The organism is Streptomyces composti (assembly GCF_012034205.1).
In the GTDB taxonomy this organism is placed as follows: Bacteria; Actinomycetota; Actinomycetes; order Streptomycetales; family Streptomycetaceae; genus Streptomyces; species Streptomyces composti.
Genome location: NZ_JAATEM010000006.1, coordinates 17,307 through 34,981 on the forward strand (window position 1 = coordinate 17,307; position 17,675 = coordinate 34,981).

At 72.2% G+C, this 17,675-nt stretch carries 15 protein-coding genes and 1 pseudogene; 8 read left to right on the forward strand and 8 right to left on the reverse strand.

Annotated elements, in window-relative coordinates; all coding sequences use genetic code 11:
* The first annotated feature begins 16 nt into the window (after window positions 1–16).
* Window positions 17–730 carry a MerR family transcriptional regulator gene (locus tag HCJ93_RS06450; protein ID WP_206317042.1) on the forward strand — a complete coding sequence of 238 codons (714 nt, stop codon included), beginning with the start codon at window positions 17–19 and terminating at the stop codon, window positions 728–730.
* Window positions 731–863: 133 nt separating this feature from the next.
* Here the strand turns inward: HCJ93_RS06450 and HCJ93_RS06455 are convergent, their stop codons facing one another.
* The 4 genes and pseudogenes from HCJ93_RS06455 to HCJ93_RS06470 all read right to left on the reverse strand — a co-directional run bounded on the left by HCJ93_RS06455 (window position 864) and on the right by HCJ93_RS06470 (window position 6,004).
* Window positions 864–3,044 carry a 3-hydroxyacyl-CoA dehydrogenase NAD-binding domain-containing protein gene (locus HCJ93_RS06455; RefSeq protein WP_167991924.1) on the reverse strand — a complete coding sequence of 727 codons (2,181 nt, stop codon included), beginning with the start codon at window positions 3,042–3,044 and terminating at the stop codon, window positions 864–866.
* Between the two features lie 44 nt (window positions 3,045–3,088).
* Window positions 3,089–4,303: an acetyl-CoA C-acetyltransferase gene (locus HCJ93_RS06460; protein ID WP_167991925.1), complete on the reverse strand. Its 1,215-nt coding sequence runs from the start codon at window positions 4,301–4,303 to the stop codon at window positions 3,089–3,091.
* 11 nt (window positions 4,304–4,314) lie between these two features.
* On the reverse strand, window positions 4,315–5,493 hold the full coding sequence (locus tag HCJ93_RS06465) for a CaiB/BaiF CoA transferase family protein (RefSeq protein ID WP_167991927.1): 1,179 nt from the start codon (window positions 5,491–5,493) through the stop codon (window positions 4,315–4,317).
* A 131-nt stretch (window positions 5,494–5,624) separates the two neighbouring features.
* A pseudogene (locus tag HCJ93_RS06470) lies at window positions 5,625–6,004 on the reverse strand (MmcQ/YjbR family DNA-binding protein).
* 90 nt (window positions 6,005–6,094) lie between these two features.
* Between HCJ93_RS06470 and HCJ93_RS06475 the strand changes: the two are divergent.
* Window positions 6,095–7,273, forward strand: a complete 1,179-nt coding sequence (locus HCJ93_RS06475; RefSeq protein ID WP_167991928.1) for a saccharopine dehydrogenase family protein — start codon at window positions 6,095–6,097, stop codon at window positions 7,271–7,273.
* On the opposite strand, the gene mmpA is transcribed toward HCJ93_RS06475, so the two are convergent.
* The 3 genes from mmpA to HCJ93_RS06485 form a co-directional block, all read right to left on the reverse strand.
* Window positions 7,178–7,552 (reverse strand): morphogenic membrane protein MmpA, encoded by a 375-nt coding sequence (gene mmpA, locus HCJ93_RS30100; protein ID WP_373563559.1) that lies wholly within the window; start codon window positions 7,550–7,552, stop codon window positions 7,178–7,180. The two genes, HCJ93_RS06475 and mmpA, sit on opposite strands and share 96 nt — an antisense overlap.
* Before the next feature lie 49 nt (window positions 7,553–7,601).
* The gene (locus HCJ93_RS06480) at window positions 7,602–8,351 is read right to left on the reverse strand and encodes an endonuclease V (RefSeq protein WP_167991930.1); all 750 of its coding nucleotides are present in this window, start codon (window positions 8,349–8,351) and stop codon (window positions 7,602–7,604) included.
* 154 nt (window positions 8,352–8,505) lie between these two features.
* Complete coding sequence (locus HCJ93_RS06485) at window positions 8,506–8,829, reverse strand: plasmid stabilization protein (RefSeq protein WP_167991932.1); 324 nt, start codon at window positions 8,827–8,829, stop codon at window positions 8,506–8,508.
* Window positions 8,830–9,242: 413 nt separating this feature from the next.
* On the opposite strand from HCJ93_RS06485, the gene ssgD reads away from it, so the two are divergent.
* The 6 genes from ssgD to HCJ93_RS06515 all read left to right on the forward strand — a co-directional run bounded on the left by ssgD (window position 9,243) and on the right by HCJ93_RS06515 (window position 17,293).
* Window positions 9,243–9,659, forward strand: a complete 417-nt coding sequence (gene ssgD / locus HCJ93_RS06490) for a spore wall synthesis regulator SsgD (protein ID WP_167991934.1) — start codon at window positions 9,243–9,245, stop codon at window positions 9,657–9,659.
* 78 nt (window positions 9,660–9,737) lie between these two features.
* Window positions 9,738–10,898 (forward strand): GDSL-type esterase/lipase family protein, encoded by a 1,161-nt coding sequence (locus HCJ93_RS06495; RefSeq protein WP_167991936.1) that lies wholly within the window; start codon window positions 9,738–9,740, stop codon window positions 10,896–10,898.
* Window positions 10,899–11,276: 378 nt separating this feature from the next.
* Entirely contained in the window at window positions 11,277–12,902 is a 1,626-nt protein-coding gene (locus tag HCJ93_RS06500) for an ABC-F family ATP-binding cassette domain-containing protein (protein WP_167991938.1), read from the forward strand.
* 10 nt (window positions 12,903–12,912) lie between these two features.
* On the forward strand, window positions 12,913–15,216 hold the full coding sequence (locus tag HCJ93_RS06505; protein ID WP_167991940.1) for an ATP-binding cassette domain-containing protein: 2,304 nt from the start codon (window positions 12,913–12,915) through the stop codon (window positions 15,214–15,216).
* A gap of 95 nt (window positions 15,217–15,311) precedes the next feature.
* Window positions 15,312–16,088, forward strand: a complete 777-nt coding sequence (ddaH, locus tag HCJ93_RS06510; protein WP_167991941.1) for a dimethylargininase — start codon at window positions 15,312–15,314, stop codon at window positions 16,086–16,088.
* 227 nt (window positions 16,089–16,315) lie between these two features.
* A complete protein-coding gene (locus tag HCJ93_RS06515; RefSeq protein ID WP_167991943.1) occupies window positions 16,316–17,293 on the forward strand; it encodes an acyl-ACP desaturase in 978 nt (325 codons plus the stop codon).
* Window positions 17,294–17,336: 43 nt separating this feature from the next.
* On the opposite strand, the gene HCJ93_RS06520 is transcribed toward HCJ93_RS06515, so the two are convergent.
* Window positions 17,337–17,594 (reverse strand): WhiB family transcriptional regulator, encoded by a 258-nt coding sequence (locus HCJ93_RS06520; RefSeq protein ID WP_167991944.1) that lies wholly within the window; start codon window positions 17,592–17,594, stop codon window positions 17,337–17,339.
* Window positions 17,595–17,675: the final 81 nt, after the last annotated feature.

The following is a 17,675-nucleotide window of genomic DNA, read 5'->3' on the forward strand; positions in this document are numbered from 1 at the left end:
AGCGATACTGTCCCATATGACGACCGACGCCGAGACGACCGACGCCGAGGAGCCGACGCTCACCATCGATGAACTGGCGGCCCGCGCCGGTGTCACCGTGCGCACGGTGCGTTTCTACGGCACCAGGGGACTGCTGCCCCCGCCGGTGCTGGGGCCGCGCCGGGTCGGCCGCTACGGCCGTGAGCATCTGGCGCGGCTGGCGCTGATCGAGGAGCTGCAGCGGCAGGGCATGACGCTGGCGGCGATCGAGCGCTATCTGGGGCAGCTGCCGCCAGGACTGACCGCGCGTGAGCTGTCGATCCAGCGTGCGGTGGTGGCCTCCTGGGCGCCGGAGACGGCGGAGGCGCTCTCCCGCGAGGAGCTCGAGCGGCGCGCGGGCAGATCCCTGGACGACGAGGACATCCGGCGGCTGGTGGCGCTGGACATCGTCGAGGAGAGCGGTGACGGCTTCCGGGTCGACACCGGGCTGCTGCGGCTGGGCGTCGAGCTGCTCGACGTGCCGCTGTCGCAGGAGACGGTGCTCGCCTCCCGCAAGGTCCTGATCGAGCATTCCCGCGCGGCGGCCCGTGAGCTGTCGCGGCTGCTGAGGGAGGCGGTCGCGGAGCGGGATACGAGGGATGTGAGATCGCTGTCCGCCCATATGCATCCGCTGGTGGTGCAGGCGCTGCTGACCACCTTCCAGCGGTCGCTGAGACAGGAGCTGGCGCAGTGGCTCGACGACGAGGGGTGAACCCCCTGGCGACCAGGCGGTTCACCCCTCGCGTCCCGAGCCCCACGTCCCCCGGGCGGCGTTCCCGGAGCAGGCGCACTCCGCTCCCCGGCGGACGGACCCTCCCCGGCGGACGGAACCGCGGGCGGCGGTGTCAGCGGGCGTCGGTGAAGACCTCGCCGTTCTCCGCCTTCTCCACCAGCAGCGCCGGCGGGGTGAAGCGGTCGCCGTAGCGTTCGGCCAGCTCGCGCGCCCGGGCCACGAAGCCGGGCAGGCCGCCCTCGTAGCCGTTGATGTACTGCAGCACGCCGCCGGTCCAGCCGGGGAAGCCGATGCCGAAGACGGAGCCGATGTTGGCGTCGGCGACGGAGGTCAGGACGCCCTCCTCCAGCAGCCGGACCGTGTCCAGCGCCTCGGAGAACAGCATCCGCTCCTGCATGTCGCGGAACGGGATCCGGTGGCCGGGCCTGGTGAAGTGCTCACGCAGTCCGGGCCAGAGACGGACGCGCTTGCCCTCCTCGTCGTAGTCGTAGAAGCCGGCCCCCGCCGCCCGGCCCTCCCGGCCGAACTCGTCGACCATGCGGTCGATGACGGCCTCGGCGGGGTGCGCCGTCCAGGTGCCGCCCGCCTCCTCCACGGCCCGCCTGGACTCGTCGCGGATCTTGCGCGGCAGCGTCAGGGTCAGCTCGTCCATCAGGGAGAGCACCTTGGCCGGGTAGCCGGCCTGGGCCGCGGCCTGCTCGACGGAGGCGGGCTCGATGCCCTCGCCGACCATGGCGACACCCTCGTTGATGAAGTGGCCGATGACGCGGGAGGTGAAGAAGCCGCGCGAGTCGTTGACCACGATGGGCGTCTTGTTGATCTGGCGGACCAGGTCGAAGGCGCGCGCCAGGGCCTCGTCGCCGGTGCGCTCGCCCTTGATGATCTCCACCAGGGGCATCTTGTCGACGGGCGAGAAGAAATGGAGTCCGATGAAGTCGGCCTGCCGCTGGACACCCTCGGCGAGGGCGGTGATGGGCAGGGTGGAGGTGTTGGAGCACAGCAGGGCGTCCGGGGCGACGACCTGCTCGGCCTCCTGGAAGACCTTGTGCTTGAGCGCCGTGTCCTCGAACACGGCCTCGATCACCGCGTCGCAGCCGGCCAGGTCGGCGATCTCGGCGGTGGGCGTGATGCGGGCGAGCAGCGCGTCCGCCTTCTCCTGGGTGGTGCGGCCCTTGGAGACGGCCTTGGCGCACAGCTTCTCCGAGTAGCCCTTGCCCTTGGCAGCCGCCTCCAGGGAGACGTCCTTGAGGACGACGTCGATGCCGGCCCGGGCGCAGGAGTAGGCGATGCCGGCGCCCATCATGCCGGCGCCGAGCACGGCGACCTTGCGGACCTGGCGGGGCTCGATGCCCTGGGGGCGGTTGGCGCCGGAGTTGACGGCCTGGAGGTCGAAGAAGAACGCCTGGATCATGTTCTTCGACGTCTGGCCGGCGGCGAGTTCGACGAAGTAGCGGGCCTCGATGACCTGGGCGGTCTCGAAGTCGACCTGGGCGCCCTCGACGGCGGCGGCGAGGATGTTGCGCGAGGCCGGGTAGGGGGCGCCGTTGGTCTGCTTGCGCAGGTTGGCGGGGAAGGCGGGCAGGTTGGCCGCGAACTTCGGGTTGGCCGGGGTGCCGCCCGGGATGCGGTAGCCGGGCCGGTCCCAGGGCTGGGCGGACTCGGGGTGGGCGTCGATGAAGGCGCGGGCCTTGGCCAGCATGTCCTCGGGGCTGTCGGCGATCTCGTCGACCAGGCCGTTCTCCAGGGCGCGGCGGGGGCTGTACTGCTGGCCCTGGAGGAGGACCTTCAGCAGGGCGTCGGCGATGCCGAGCAGCCGGACGGTGCGGACGACGCCGCCGCCTCCGGGGAGCAGGCCGAGGGTGACCTCGGGGCAGCCGATCTTGGAGCCGGGGGTGTCCAGGGCGATGCGGTGGTGGCAGGCGAGGGCGATCTCGTAGCCGCCGCCGAGCGCGGCACCGTTGAGGGCGGCGACGACCGGCTTGCCGAGGGTCTCGATGCGGCGCAGCTGCCGCTTGATGGCCATGCCGCCGTCGAAGAGCTGCTGGGCGGTCTCCGGGGTGACGCGGATGAGGTCGCGCAGGTCGCCGCCGGCGAAGAAGGTCTTCTTGGCCGAGGTGATGATGATGCCGCGGATGCCGTCCTGCTCGGCCTCGAGGCGGTCCGTGATCGCGGCGAGCGAGTCGCGGAAGGCCTGGTTCATGGTGTTGGCCGACTGGTCGGGGTCGTCCAGGACGAGGGTGACGACGCCGGTGTCGTCCTGCTCCCAGCGGATGGTGGTGGACTCGGTGCTCATGAGGGTGTGCTCCAGGTGATCCGTCGTGGTCCGTCGGGAGAGGGTCAGATGCGCTCGACGATGGTGGCGATGCCCATGCCGCCGCCCACGCAGAGGGTGGCGAGGCCGTAGCGCTTGTCCTGGCGTTCCAGCTCGTCGACGAGGGTGCCGAGGATCATCGCGCCGGTGGCGCCGAGCGGGTGGCCGAGCGCGATGGCGCCGCCGTTGACGTTGACCTTGTCCAGGGACAGGCCCATGTCCTTGACGAAGCGGAGCACGACCGCGGCGAACGCCTCGTTGATCTCGACGAGGTCGATGTCGTCGATGGTCAGCCCGGCCTTGGCGAGCGCCTTGCGGGTGGCGGGCGCGGGGCCGGTGAGCATGATGGTCGGCTCGGAGCCGGAGACCGCGGCGGAGACGATCCGGGCACGCGGGGTCAGTCCGTACCGCTCCCCCACCTCGCGGGAGCCGATGGCGACGAGGGCGGCGCCGTCGACGATGCCGGAGGAGTTGCCCGCGTGGTGGACGTGGTCGATCTTCTCGACCCAGTGGTACTTCTGCAGCGCCACCGCGTCGAAGCCGCCGAGTTCGCCGATGTCGGCGAAGGACGGCTTGAGCTTGGCCAGGGAGTCGGCGGTGGTGCCGGGCCGCATGTGCTCGTCGTGGTCGAGCACGACCAGGCCGCTGCGGTCCCTGACGGGGACGACGGAGCGGTCGAAGCGGCCGTCCTTCCAGGCCGCGGCGGCGCGCTCCTGGGAGAGGGCGGCGTACTCGTCGACGTCGCGGCGGGAGAATCCCTCGATGGTGGCGATCAGGTCGGCGCCGATGCCCTGCGGCACGAAGTTGGTGGCCAGGTTGGTCATCGGGTCGTTGAACCAGGCGCCGCCGTCGGAGGCCATGGGCACCCGGGACATCGACTCGACGCCGCCCGCGAGGACCAGGTCCTCCCAGCCGGAACGCACCTTGGCGGCGGCCAGGTTGACGGCCTCGAGACCGGAGGCGCAGAAGCGGTTCTCCTGGACGCCGGCCACGGTGTCGGGCAGGCCCGCGGCGATGGCGGCGATGCGGGCGATGTCGGAGCCCTGGTCGCCGACGGGTCCCACGACGCCGAGCACGATGTCGTCGATCGCGGCCGGGTCCAGATCGGGGTAGCGGCCACGGATCTCGTGGATGAGCCCGACGACCAGGTCGATGGGCTTGGTGCCGTGCAGGGCGCCGTTGGCCTTGCCGCGCCCGCGCGGGGTGCGGATCGCGTCGTAGACGTACGCTTCGGTGCTCACGAGGAGGCCTTTCACTGAGGGTTTCGGGACGGCTGGGAGTGCTGGGGGTCGTCGGGGCCCGCGGGCGGCAGCAGCCGGGGCACGTCCCAGTCGCGGGCCACGTCGGCGGTGGCGGCGCCGGGCCGGGCGGGGCCCGAGCGGATGCGGGCCGGGGTGGCCGAGAAGCGGGGTGCGGGGGCCGGCTGGGTGATGCCCTGGTGCCGGGTGAAGGTGCCGCGGGCTGCCAGATGCGGGTGGTGCGGGGCCTCGCCGAGCGAGAGAACGGGGGCCACGCAGGCGTCGGAGCCCTCGAACACGGCGGCCCACTCGTCGCGGGTGCGGCTCTTGAAGCGGGCGGCGACCTGTTCGCGCAGCGCGGGCCAGCGGGTGACGTCGGTGCGGGCGGCCCGCTGGTCGTCGAGGCCGAGCAGGCGCAGGAACTCGTCGTAGAACCGCGGCTCCAGCGCGCCGACCGCGAGGTATTTGCCGTCGGCGGTCTCGTAGGTGCCGTAGTAGGGGCAGCCGCCGTCGAGGAGGTTGGCGCCGCGCCGGTCCTGCCAGGCGCCGGCGGCGAGCATGCCGTGGATCATCGCGGACAGGTGGGCCGTGCCGTCGACGATGGCGGCGTCCACGACCTGGCCGGTGCCCGTGACGCGCGCGTGGTGCAGGGCGGCGAGGACGCCGGTGACCAGGTAGAGGGAGCCGCCGGCGAAGTCGCCGAGCAGGTTGGCGGGGACCGCCGGCGGGCGGTCGGGGTCGCCGATCATGCCGAGGGTGCCGGTGAGGGCGATGTACGCGATGTCGTGGCCGGCGGTGTCGGCCAGCGGTCCTTCCTGGCCCCAGCCGGTCATCCGGCCGTAGACCAGCCGGGGGTTGCGGGCGTGGCACTGCTCGGGTCCGACACCGAGCCGTTCGGCGACGCCGGGGCGGTAGCCCTCGATCAGGATGTCGGCGCGGGCGGCGAGGTCCAGGACGGTGGCGGACCCTTCGGGGTCCTTGAGATCGACGACGACGGAGCGCTTGTTGCGGTTGGTGACGTCGTGGGCCGGGTCGACGCCGAGCGCGGGGCCGCCGGGGCGGTCCACGCGGACCACGTCGGCGCCGAGGTCGGCGAGAAGCATGGCGGCGAAGGGTCCGGGCCCGATCCCGGCGAGCTCCACCACGCGCACACCGGCGAGCGGTCCATCCCCCGGCGTCTTCGCCTCGGTCATCTGGAGCTCCCCGCTGTGACACAACCGATGTAACACCAGTGATGCTAAGAACGTGTTCCACCGGGCACAAGACCCTGACGAGCAAGCGCTTAGCCACTGTACGTCGAGGGGCGCCTCCGGTCGCGTCCGGCTCAGCGTGCGTCCAGCTCGGCGGTCAGCCGTTTCGGCGCGATGGTGCGGTAGCTCTCCTCCACCCAGTCGCACAGCAGCTCGGCCGAGGGGGCGCCGGCCGGTTCCAGCGGGATGCTCACCCAGCCGGACCTGCCCAGCCCGTATCCCGCCGGCTCGGCGCCGGGGCAGCTGAGCGCGTGGGCGTGGGCCGTCTCGTCCGTGAGCTTCACGGTCACGCCCATCGGGTAGCTGCCGTCGTCCACGCCGAGGAAGACGAAGACCTTCTTGTTGACCTTGGCGACGGTCTCGCCCCAGGGGGCTCCTCGGTGGCGCCCGGCAGCCCGAGGGCGTACTGGCGTACTTTCTCCCACTTCTTCAGGGCGTTCCGAGGCACGGCCATCGCCTTCCTCCGGGCTCGTCGTCGGGCTCCGTACCCCACACGCTAGCCTCGGCCACCGACAACGGCGCGGCTGCGGGAACCAGGGGTGTCATGAGCAGGCTGAACAGGACGGATCGTCCGTACGACCTCGTGCTCTTCGGAGCCACCGGTTTCGTCGGGACCCTCACCGCGGAGTACCTCGCCGCGCACGCCCCCGAGGGACTGCGCTGGGCCGTGGCCGGCCGCAGCACCGGGAAGCTGGAACGGCTGCGGGACCGGCTGCCCGGCACGGACCGGCCGGACGTGCTGCGGGCGGACGTGTCCGACCCGGCGTCACTGCGCGTCCTCGCCGAGCAGGCCCGCGTGGTGGCCACCACCGTCGGCCCCTACATCGAGTACGGCGAGGAACTCGTCGCCGCATGCGCGGACACCGGTGCGGACTACCTCGACCTCACCGGCGAGCCCGAGTTCGTGGACCTGATGTACGTCCGGCACGACACCCGCGCCCGCGAGACGGGAGCCCGGCTGCTGCACGCCTGCGGCTTCGACTCGATCCCGCACGACCTCGGTGTCTGGTTCACGGTGCAGCAGCTTCCCGAGGGGGTGCCGCTGACCGTCGACGGCTTCGTCTCGGCGGACGCCACCATTTCCGGCGGCACCCTGGCCTCCGCGCTGGGACAGTTCGCCCGCCACCGGCAGGTGCTCGCGGCGGCCCGGGACCGGCGCCGGCACGAGCCCCGGCTGGTGGGCCGCCGCGCCGCCACGCCCGCCGGGGCGCCCCGCTACGCGCCCGAGGTCGATGCCTGGGCGCTGCCGCTGCCCACCATCGACCCGCAGATCGTGCACCGCTCGGCGAAGTCGCTGCAGCGGTACGGGCCCGACTTCCGCTACCGCCACTACGCCGCGGTGCGCCGGCTGCCGGTCGCGGTGGGCGCGGTGGCGGCCGTCGGCGGACTGTTCGCCGCGGCCCAGGTGCCCCCGCTGCGCCGGCTGGTGTCCGGACGGCTGCAGCCCGGCGAGGGTCCGAGTGCCGAGAAGCGGGCCAGGAGCTGGTTCTCGGTGCGGTTCGTCGGCGAGGGCGGCGGCCGGCGGGTCTACACGGAGGTCTCCGGCGGCGACCCGGGGTACGGAGAGACGGCCAAGATGTTCGCCGAGGCCGCGCTGTCGCTGGCGTTCGACGACCTTCCGCCGACGTCAGGGCAGGTCACGACGGCGGTGGCGATGGGCGACGCGCTGATCGAGCGGCTGCGGCGGGCAGGCATACGCTTCCGCGTCGCCGCGACCCGCTGACGGCTCCGCACCTCCCGGCGGCGGCTCGGATGCGGTGCCTTTCGGCGCCCTCCGGCGGCACCCCGTCGGACGGGGCGCCCCCTTCGGTCTCGGATGCGCACCGCCCGGCGGCGCTCCCGTCGAACGCGGGACCTGCATCGGCCACTCGACGGGCGTGCAGACCATCCCGGCGATCCAGCCGAGCGCGGCGAGGACGGCGAGGACCGGCGCGGCGGTCACGCCCCGCTCGACGGTCCGGCCGGAGGCGGCAAAAGGCGTGGGTGCACGGTGCGTCGGCATGCACCCGAGCCTGCCGGGCAGGGGCGGGTGCGGACATCCGCGCGGCTGCTCAGACGCCGTACTCGGATCGCTCGGGCGCCCTGCTCGGATCGGCTGCGCGGGCCACGGTCGCCTCGCGCAGCGCGCGGCGGCACAGGGCGTCCGCCCTGCGGGTGGTCTCCGGCAGGCGGTAGGACGGGGTCAGGGCGAGGGTGTGGGCGCAGGCGCCGTCCAGGGTGACGCGGTGGCCGACCGAGACGAAGACCGGCTTGACGCCGTCCCGGGTGCGCAGCGCCCGGCCCACCTCCTCGGTGCCGTCGAGCAGCGGCGCCCAGCTGCCGCGCGGGGTGTCCGGATCCGCGTAGGTGAAGGTGAAGGGGTTCTTGGCGACTCCGGCGGTGGGCAGGCCGGTGAGCACGCCCAGGTGGGCGGCGAGGCCGAAGCGCCGGGGGTGGGCGAGGCCGTAGCCGTCGCAGACGACCAGTCCCGGCGGGCAGGGCAGGGCGTCGAGGGCGGCGAGCACGGTGGGGATCTCCCGGAAGGCCAGCAGACCGGGGACGTACGGGAAGGAGATCCGGCCGAGCGCGGTGGCCTCGGCGACGACGTCCAGGCTCGCCGCGTCCAGCACGACGGCCGCCGCCGCGACGAGGTCCCGCTCGTCGTCGTAGGCCACGTCCACCCCGGTGACGTGCCCGGTGCCGGGCGGCGGTCCGGCCTCGTCGAGCACCACGCGAGCGCGCAGCGCGTCCTGCACGGCGCGGGCCTGCTCCTCGGTCACGGGCCAGTCGTCGGGGACGGGGACGGGTGCGGTCGTCGTCATGGTGCCCCCGACCCTACGGGGTGTCCGGGCTTCCGGGCAGGCGGAACCCGAGGGGTGCGGGGCCTCCGGGCAGACGAACCCCGCAACCCCGCCGCCGGGAAGGGAGTTCCTGCTCAGCGTCGGGGCCGCGCGACGGCCGGGCGGCCGGGGCCGCTCACTTGCCGAGGGCCCGCTGCAGCTGCCCCTTGTTCATGGTCGACCGGCCTTCGACGCCGCGGCGCCTGGCCTCCTCGTAGAGCTGGTCGTAGGTGGGCCCCTGGGAGCCCTTCCCGGACCGCCGGCCGCCCCGCTTGCCGGAGGAGATGTCCTCCGTCGAGGTGCGGCTGGCGGTCCTGGACTCGCCGGAACGGGCGCGTTCCTTGTTCACGGTCCGCGCGGCGATCTCCTCGGCACGGCCGGTGCTCTCGCCCCGGTCCTTCGCGCTCTCCTTGATGTGCTCGTACTGACGCTCCCGTTTCGGGCTGGACCCGCGTGGCATGTCCGCTCCCTCCGGTCTTCGTTCCCGTGCCGGGAACGGGTACCCGGACCGGCGGGATCCAGAGCACCGGATGTGCGTCAGTGCTCCAGGCGGCCGGCGGCCGACCCGGCCCTGTCGCCCGCCGCGTCGCGTGTGCCCCGAACGCCTCATGACGGGCGAAGCCGGCCACCGCCGGGCGCGCCGTCCGGAAGGCCGGTTAACGATCGTCACACGCGCCACAACCCTCACCAAGGTCCGTCAGTCGTAAGTGAGGAACCGTGCCATCGGTGTGCATGAAGGCGGTGACACAGGTCACTCGGCCCTTGTGTGCACGGATCGGCTCATTCCGTCGTCTCTTCCAGTAGCCGTCCCGGTCCCCGTCCGCTTGAGAGTCCGTCAGAGAGCCCGCCCAGCCGTCACGAGGGAGCAAGGCGTTGTCCACCGTCATCGAGCAGCCCGTCGAGGCCCGGCTCGTAGCCGCCGCACCGCGGATGCCGAGCATTCCCGCCACCCTGCACTACGACCGGAACGATCCGTTCGCCGTCCGGATGACCTTCCCCGGGCCTGCCACCCTGGAGGGTGTGGAGGTCAGCTGGACCTTCTCCCGCGAGCTGCTCGCCGCGGGGCTGGAGGGCCCCCGGGGCCAGGGCGACGTGCGGGTGCGGCCGTACGGCTACGACCGCACCGTGCTGGAGTTCCACGCCCCCGAGGGCACCGCCGTGGTGCATGTGCGCTCGGAGGACGTGCGCCGCTTCCTTCAGGCCACCGACGAGCTGGTACCGGCCGGCCTGGAGCACCTGCAGCTCGACCTGGACCACGGTCTGGCGGAGCTGATGCGCGACGCCTGCTGAGCCTCGCCGGGGCTGCCTGCCCCCATGGCCGGCCGGAAAGCGTTTGCGGATGCCCCGCCCGGTTGGCAGCCTGTGATCATGGACTGGATCACCACGCCCCTCACGGACGAGCTGCTGCGCGGCGCACTGGAGCTGGAGCGGACCGGGCAGGGTGTGCAGCCGCACCGGCTGCCCGCGCGGGCGCGGGCGCAGGCGGACGGGCAGGCGGTCATGGCGGAGGCCCAGCCGTCCGGGGTGCGGCTGGTGTTCCGCACCCGGGCCACGGCGGTGGAGCTGGACGCGCTGCGCACCAAGGCCGTCTACCAAGGGGCGCCGCCCCGCCCGGACGGGCAGTACGAGCTGCTGGTCGACGGTGAGCCGGCCGGGCGCTCCTCGGTCGACGGCGGCAATCAGGTGGTGACGGACCTGGCCACCGGGGAGACGGACGTGCGCCCGGGACCGGTCGGCACGGTGCGGTTCACGGGACTCCCCGCGCGCGACAAGCGGGTGGAGATCTGGCTTCCGCACAACGAGATGACGCAGCTGGTGGCGCTGCGCACCGACGCTCCCGCGGAGCCGGTACCGGCCGGGGACCGCCGGGTGTGGCTGCACCACGGCAGCTCGATCAGCCAGGGCTCCGACGCCGCCGGCCCCACCACGACCTGGCCGGCGCTCGCGGCACGGCTGAGCGGGGTGGACCTGATCAATCTGGGGCTGGGGGCGAGCGCGCTGCTCGACCCCTTCACCGCGCGGGCGATGCGGGACACCGCCGCCGACCTCGTCAGCGTCAAGATCGGCATCAATCTCGTGAACCAGGACGCGATGCGGCTGCGGGTCTTCACGGCCGCGGTGCACGGCTTCCTGGACACCGTCCGCGAGGGGCACCCCGGCACTCCCCTGCTGGTGGTCTCGCCGCTGCTGTGCCCGATGCACGAGAACACCCCGGGCCCCAGCGCGTTCGACTTCAGCAGGCTCAGCGAGGGCAAGCTGGGCTTCCACGCCGCCGGAGATCCTGCCGAGGTCGCCGCCGGCAAGCTCACCCTCACCGTGGTGCGCGACGAACTGGCCCGCATCGTGCGCGAGCGGAGCGCCGACGACCCTCATCTGCACTACCTGGACGGCCGCGAGCTCTACGGCGAGGCGGACCACGCCGAGCTGCCGCTGCCGGACGATCTGCACCCGGACGCGGCCGCCCACCGCCGCGTCGGCGAGCGCTTCGCGGAGCGGGTGTTCGGCGACGGCGGGCCGTTCGCTGAGTGATCATGCCGGGTGGTGCGGGAGGATCCGCGGGCCCGCCCGTGCCCGTCCCGGGATCCGGCGCAGAACCGCCTGTGGAAAGGGTGTTGACGCCCGGACCGGACTCTCTTACAGTGTATGGCAGTCCTGTTGCCGTCGATGGGAGAAGGACGTTGCTCCTCTGAGGTCCTGAGACACCGCGTGACACATCAGACGTGTGTCCGCCGTGTGCGACCTCGGCGTCGAGCCGTCCTCGCGGAACAGGGCTTTCCCATGTCCGGCCCATCCGCCGGCGTGTGCCCCCGGCAGCCGTGCCGGTGTGCGGCCCCCGCTCCCGTCGCCTCCTCGCGGTGTCTCGAAACGCGATTGTTCCCGACCGCTCGAGCAACCGCGGAGGCCCGCATGTCTTCCACCATCGTCTGTACGTCCCTGTCCTACGCCTGGCCCGACGGCACCCCCGTCTTCGAGAACCTCGACGTCACCTTCGGCGCGGGACGCACCGGCCTGGTCGGCGTCAACGGGTCCGGTAAGTCGACCCTGCTCAAGCTGATCGCCGGTGAGCTGGCACCGGCCGACGGCACCGTCCGGGTCGCCGGGGAGGTGGGGTACCTGCCGCAGAACGTCACGCTCGACACCGCGCTGCGCGTCGACGAGGTGCTCGGCATCGCCGCCCGGCGGGCCGCGCTGCATGCCATCGAGGCGGGCGACGCGTCCGAGGAGCACTTCGAGACCATCGGCGACGACTGGGACGTGGAGGAACGCGCCCTGGCCACGCTCGGTGAACTCGGCCTCGGTCGGCTGGAGCTGGACCGCACCGTCGGCGAGGTCTCGGGCGGCGAGGCGGTGCTGCTGCGGCTGGCCGCGCTGCTGCTGCGCCGGCCGGACGTCCTGCTGCTCGACGAGCCCACCAACAACCTGGACCTGTACGCCCGCCGGCGGCTGTACGCCGCCGTCGAGGGCTGGGCCGGCGTGATGGTCGTGGTCAGCCACGACCGCGAACTGCTGGAACACGTCGACCAGATCGCCGATCTGCGCTCGGGAGAGGTCCACTGGTACGGCGGCAACTACTCGGCCTACGAGGCGGCGCTGGCCGTGGAGCAGGAGGCGGCCCAGCGCATGGTGCGGGTCGCCGAGGCCGAACTGCGCCGGCAGAAACGCGAACTGGCCGACGCCCAGATCAAGCTGGCCCGCCGCAAGCGCTACGGCCAGAAGATGTGGGACAACAAGCGCGAGCCCAAGGTGGTCATGGGCGAGCGCAAGCGGCAGGCCCAGGTCGCCGCCGGCAAGCACCGCATCATCCACGAGGAGAAGCTGGCCGAGGCCAAGGAGCGGCTCGACGACGCGGTGGAGGCGGTGCGGGACGACGACGAGATCCGCGTCGACCTGCCGTACACCGCGGTGCCGAGGGGCCGCGACGTGCTGACCCTGCGGGACGCGGAACTGGTCCACGGGACACGGCTGAAAGGGGGCCTGGACCTGCGGGGCCCGGAGCGGGTGGCGCTGATCGGGCGGAACGGCTCCGGGAAGACCACGCTGCTGCGCACCATCGCCGGGGAACTGGCGCCGGTGGCGGGTGAGGTGACGGCGCACGTCCCGCTGCGGTTCCTGCCGCAGCGGCTCGACGTCCTCGACGGGGAGCTGTCGGTGGCCGAGAACGTGGCGCGGTTCGCGCCTCAGGCCACCAACAACCGGATCAGGGCGCGGCTGGCCCGCTTCCTGTTCCGGGGCGCCCGCGCCGACCAGAAGGCGGCGACCCTGTCCGGCGGCGAACGCTTCCGGGCGGCGCTGGCCGCGCTGATGCTGGCCGAGCCCGCGCCCCAGCTGCTGATGCTGGACGAGCCCACCAACAACCTGGACATGGCCAGCGTCCGCCAGCTCACCACGGCGCTCGAGTCGTACGAGGGCGCACTGATCGTGGCCAGCCACGATCTGCCGTTCCTGGAGTCCATCGGCATCACCCGCTGGCTGATCGTGGAGGAGGGAGAACTGAAGGAAACGACGACAGAAGCTGTCGGGTATTCCGCCTAGCGTCGGCGGCATGAGCGCATCCGTCGACCACAACGCGTACCTCACCATCACCGGGGCCGGGGAGAACAACCTCAAGGACGTCTCGCTGCGCATCCCGAAGGGCCGGCTGACCGTGTTCACCGGCCCTTCGGGATCGGGGAAGTCGTCCGTCGTCCTCGACACCGTCGCCGTCGAGTCGCAGCGGCAGCTCAACGAGACGTTCCCCTGGTTCGTGCGCAACCGGCTGCCCAAGTACGAGCGCCCGCACGCGGAGTCGCTGGAGGACCTGACCCCGGCGATCGTCGTCGACCAGCGGCCGGTCGGCGGTCACTCCCGCTCCACGGTCGGCACGATGACGGACGTGTACTCGGTGATCCGGGTGCTGTTCTCCCGGCACGGCACACCCAGTGCCGGGCCGGCGACGGCGTACTCGTTCAACGACCCGTCGGGCATGTGCCCCGAGTGCGACGGGCTGGGGCGGACGGTGCGGCCGGACTGGGACCGCATCCTCGACGAGGACCGCTCGCTCGCCGAGGGTGCGGTGCGCTTCCCGCCGTTCGCCCCCGGCACCTGGCACGGCCAGGCGTACACCAACACCGACGAGCTGGACCCGCACAAGCCGGTGCGCGACTTCACCGCCGCCGAACGAGAGTTCCTGATGCGGGGGCGGCCCGGCAGCAAGGTCTCGATCCAGGGCTCGGGCGGCAACTGGACCCACGACTACGAGGGCCTCGCCGACCGGTTCGAGCGGCTGTATCTCAAGCGCGACCTGAGCGGGATGAGCCAGAAGACCCGCGACCTGGTGCGGGAGTACCTCACCGAGGGCACCTGCCCCGCCTGCCGGGGCGCCCGGCTCAACCAGGCGGCCCTCGCCACCCGCATCAACGGCCTTTCCATCGCCGACTGCACCCGGATGCAGGTCACCGACCTCGTCCGGGTGCTGCGGGAGATCGACGACCCGGTGGCGGGGCCGGTCGCCCGGGCCGCCGTCGCGGCGCTGGAGCGGATCGAGCGGATCGGCCTCGGCTACCTCAGCCTGGACCGGGAGACCGCCACGCTCTCGGGCGGCGAGGCGCAGCGGCTGAAGACGGTACGGCACCTGGGGTCGAGCCTGACCGGGATGACGTACATCTTCGACGAGCCCAGCGTGGGCCTGCACCCGCGCGATGTGCACCGGCTCGGCGAGCTACTGCTGCGGCTGCGCGACAAGGGCAACACCGTGCTGGTCGTCGAGCACGACCCGGACGTGATCCGCCTGGCCGACCACGTCGTCGACATGGGGCCGGGCGCGGGCGCCGACGGCGGACGGGTGGTCTTCGAGGGCTCCCCGGCCGAGCTGACCGCGTCCGGCACCCTGACCGGGCGGCTGCTCGGCCGGCCCGCCGAGGTCAGGGAACGGGTCCGGCGGGCGACCGGCGAACTGTGGGTAAAGGGCGCCGCCCGGCACAACCTGCGGGACGTCACCGTGTGCTTCCCCGCCGGGGTGCTCACCGCGGTCACCGGGGTCGCGGGGTCCGGGAAGAGTTCGCTGGTCGGCGAGTTCACCGCGGCCCACCCGGACGCCGTGGTGATCGACCAGTCCTCCATCGGCGTCTCGGGACGGTCCACCCCCGCCACCTACCTGGGAATCATGGACACGGTGCGGAAGATCTTCGCCCGGGAGACGGGCCGGGAGGCGGGCCTGTTCAGCTTCAACTCGGACGGCGCCTGCCCCGCCTGCGAAGGCCGCGGGATCATCTGCACCGACCTCGCCTTCATGGACCCGGTGACCACCACCTGCCACGCCTGTGAGGGCCGCCGCTTCAAGGACGAGGTGCTGGACCTGACCGTCGGCGGCCGGTCCATCGCCGATGTGCTCGCCATGACGGCGGGCGAGGCGCTGGACTTCTTCACCGATCCGGGCGTGCTGCGCCGGCTGCGGGCGCTGCGGGACGTCGGCCTCTCCTACCTCACGCTCGGCCAGCCGCTGTCCACGCTCTCCGGCGGCGAACGGCAGCGGATCAAACTGGCGACCCGGCTGCACCGCACCGGCGCGGCGTATGTGCTGGACGAGCCGACGACCGGACTGCACATGGCCGACGTCGACGGTCTCCTCGCCCTTCTCGACCGCCTGGTGGACGCGGGGAACACCGTGATCGTGGTCGAGCACAACCTACAGGTGATCGCGCACGCCGACTGGGTCGTCGACCTGGGCCCCGAAGGCGGCAGGGACGGCGGACGGGTGGTCTTCGAGGGAACTCCGGCACAGCTGCTCGAGGCGGAGGGCTCCTGGACGGGTGTGCATCTGCGCCGGGCGGCGCGGCGTGCCCCCGGCCGTCCGGTTACCGGTGGTTAAACTCACCGGCGGTGGGGGTGTCCCCGTCCGGTCCCGGCTTGCATGATGGTCGGCCGACGCCCACGTCACGTTCCATCCGATTCGGAGTCACGCCCGTGCCCAGCAAGAAGGCCCTGGTCCGCCGTCCCAGCCCGCGCCTGGCCGAGGGGCTGGTGACCCACATCCAGCGCGAGAAGGTCGACGCCGACCGCGCGATGGAGCAGTGGGAGGCGTATGTGGAGGCCTTGCGGACGCACGGCTGGGAGACCGTGGAGGTCGATCCGGCCGACGACTGCCCGGACTCGGTGTTCGTCGAGGACACGGTGGTGATGTTCCGCAATGTCGCGCTGATCGCCCGCCCGGGCGCCGAGTCGCGCCGCCCGGAGACCGCCGGGGTCGAGGAGGCCGTGGCGGGCCTCGGCTGCTCGGTGAACTGGATCTGGGAGCCGGGCACCCTGGACGGCGGCGATGTGCTGAAGATCGGTGACACCGTGTACGTCGGCCGGGGCGGGCGGACCAACGCCGCCGGGGTGCAGCAGCTGCGGGCGGCGTTCGAACCCCTGGGCGCGCGGGTGGTCGCGGTGCCGGTCAGCAAGGTGCTGCATCTGAAGTCGGCGGTCACCGCGCTGCCGGACGGCACCGTCATCGGGCACATCCCGAACATGGACGCGCCGTCGCTGTTCGACCGCTTCCTCCCGGTGCCGGAGGAGTCGGGCTGCCATGTGGTGCTGCTCGGCGGGGACAAGCTGCTGATGGCGGCGAGCGCGCCGAAGACGGCCGAGCTGTTCGCCGACCTGGGTTACCAGCCGGTTCTGGTGGACATCGGCGAGTTCGAGAAGCTCGAGGGATGTGTGACATGTCTCTCGGTGCGACTGCGCGGCCTGTACTCCTGACGAGCCGGTCGGCTCCCTGACAGTCCCTCGTCCGGCCCCCCGGACCTGCGGGTTGCGGGGGCCGTGCCGTCTCCGGCGGCTCTCCGAGGTCACGGGGCTGATCAGCGGCCTTTACGGTGCCCTTAACCTACGGCTACGTAACCTACGGATTCGTAGCCTACGATTCCGTAGGTTCCCGGCACCGCTCGCCGGGCCCCGTACCTGTCACACGTCCCCCTGGAGTCCCCGTGACGATCGCTTCTCCCCGCCTCGGCAGCCCTGCCACCGACTGGACCGACGCACGGCTGCTGTACGCCCTGGAAGAGGTGGTCGAGAAGGAACTCAACCGGCATCTGAAGGTCGCCAAGGACTGGATGCCGCACGAGTACGTGCCGTGGAGCGACGCCCGCAACTTCCCCGGCCTCTTCGAGGACGGCGAGGCCTGGGACAAGGAGCAGTCCAAGGTCACCGAGATCGGCCGGATCGCCCTGGTGGTGAACCTGCTGACCGAGGACAACCTCCCCAGCTACCACCACGAGATCGCCTCCCTGTTCGGCCGGGACGGCGCCTGGGGCACCTGGGTGCACCGCTGGACGGCGGAGGAGGGCCGGCACGGCATCGTGATGCGGGACTATCTGCTCGCCTCGCGTGCGGTGGACCCGGACAAGCTCGAGCAGTTCCGCATGGCGCACATGAGCGAGGGCTTCGAGTCGGACAACCGGCACTCGATGCTGCACTCGGTCGCCTATGTCTCCTTCCAGGAGCTGGCCACCCGCATCTCGCACCGCAACACCGGCCACCAGTCGGGTGACCCGGTCTGCGACCGCATGCTGGCCCGGATCGCCACCGACGAGAACCTGCACATGGTCTTCTACCGGAACCTCCTCAAGGCGGCCTTCGAACTGGCCCCGGATCTGACGATGCAGGCGGTGCGGGACGTCGTGGTGAACTTCCGCATGCCCGGCCACGGCATGCCCGGCTTCGAGCGGGCCGCCGCGCAGATGGCGATCGGCGAGGTCTACAACCTGCGCATCCACCACGACGACGTGCTGCAGCCGGTGCTCCGCTTCCTGAAGATCATGGAGATCGAGGGTCTGGGCCCCGAGGGCCTCAAGGCCCAGGAGGAACTGGGTCTGTACATGCACGGCCTGGACGAGGAAGCCAGGAAGTTCGACGAGAAGCTCGCGGCCCGCAAGGCCCGCATGGCGGCCCGCGCCGCCGGCTGACCCGGGGCCCCCCGCTCACCGGCCTCCGGCCGTGGGAGCGCGCTCAGCGCCCCGTCCGCCGCAACTCCATCCGCTCCTTCTCCGACAGCCCGCCCCAGACCCCGAAACGCATGTCGTGGGTCAGGGCGTACTCCAGGCAGGTGGCGCGGATGGGGCACAGTGCGCAGATCCGCTTGGCCTCCCGCACGGAGCTGCCGGGCTCGGGGAAGAAGAAGTCTCCCCCGGTCTGCGCGCACAGCGCCTCTTCCTGCCAGTCCAGCTCGGGAGAGGCGCCACGTCCGATGTCCAGGTGCGAGTGCATGGCCGGAAGCGTGCCGGGCGGCGGAAAACATTCCATCAACACGACATCAACGCAGCCCGCAACCACGCACTGCGCGGCGCT

Bases quoted from the DNA above. Each gene is read 5' to 3' on its own strand.
- HCJ93_RS06450 (WP_206317042.1), top strand. From the start codon at position 17: ATGACGACCGACGCCGAGACGACCGACGCCGAGGAGCCGACGCTCACC.
- HCJ93_RS06455 (WP_167991924.1), bottom strand. From the start codon at position 3,044: ATGAGCACCGAGTCCACCACCATCCGCTGGGAGCAGGACGACACCGGC.
- HCJ93_RS06465 (WP_167991927.1), bottom strand. From the start codon at position 5,493: ATGACCGAGGCGAAGACGCCGGGGGATGGACCGCTCGCCGGTGTGCGC.
- HCJ93_RS06475 (WP_167991928.1), top strand. From the start codon at position 6,095: ATGAGCAGGCTGAACAGGACGGATCGTCCGTACGACCTCGTGCTCTTC.
- mmpA (WP_373563559.1), bottom strand. From the start codon at position 7,552: ATGCCGACGCACCGTGCACCCACGCCTTTTGCCGCCTCCGGCCGGACC.
- HCJ93_RS06480 (WP_167991930.1), bottom strand. From the start codon at position 8,351: ATGACGACGACCGCACCCGTCCCCGTCCCCGACGACTGGCCCGTGACC.
- HCJ93_RS06485 (WP_167991932.1), bottom strand. From the start codon at position 8,829: ATGCCACGCGGGTCCAGCCCGAAACGGGAGCGTCAGTACGAGCACATC.
- HCJ93_RS06495 (WP_167991936.1), top strand. From the start codon at position 9,738: ATGGACTGGATCACCACGCCCCTCACGGACGAGCTGCTGCGCGGCGCA.
- HCJ93_RS06500 (WP_167991938.1), top strand. From the start codon at position 11,277: ATGTCTTCCACCATCGTCTGTACGTCCCTGTCCTACGCCTGGCCCGAC.
- HCJ93_RS06505 (WP_167991940.1), top strand. From the start codon at position 12,913: ATGAGCGCATCCGTCGACCACAACGCGTACCTCACCATCACCGGGGCC.
- HCJ93_RS06520 (WP_167991944.1), bottom strand. From the start codon at position 17,594: ATGCACTCGCACCTGGACATCGGACGTGGCGCCTCTCCCGAGCTGGAC.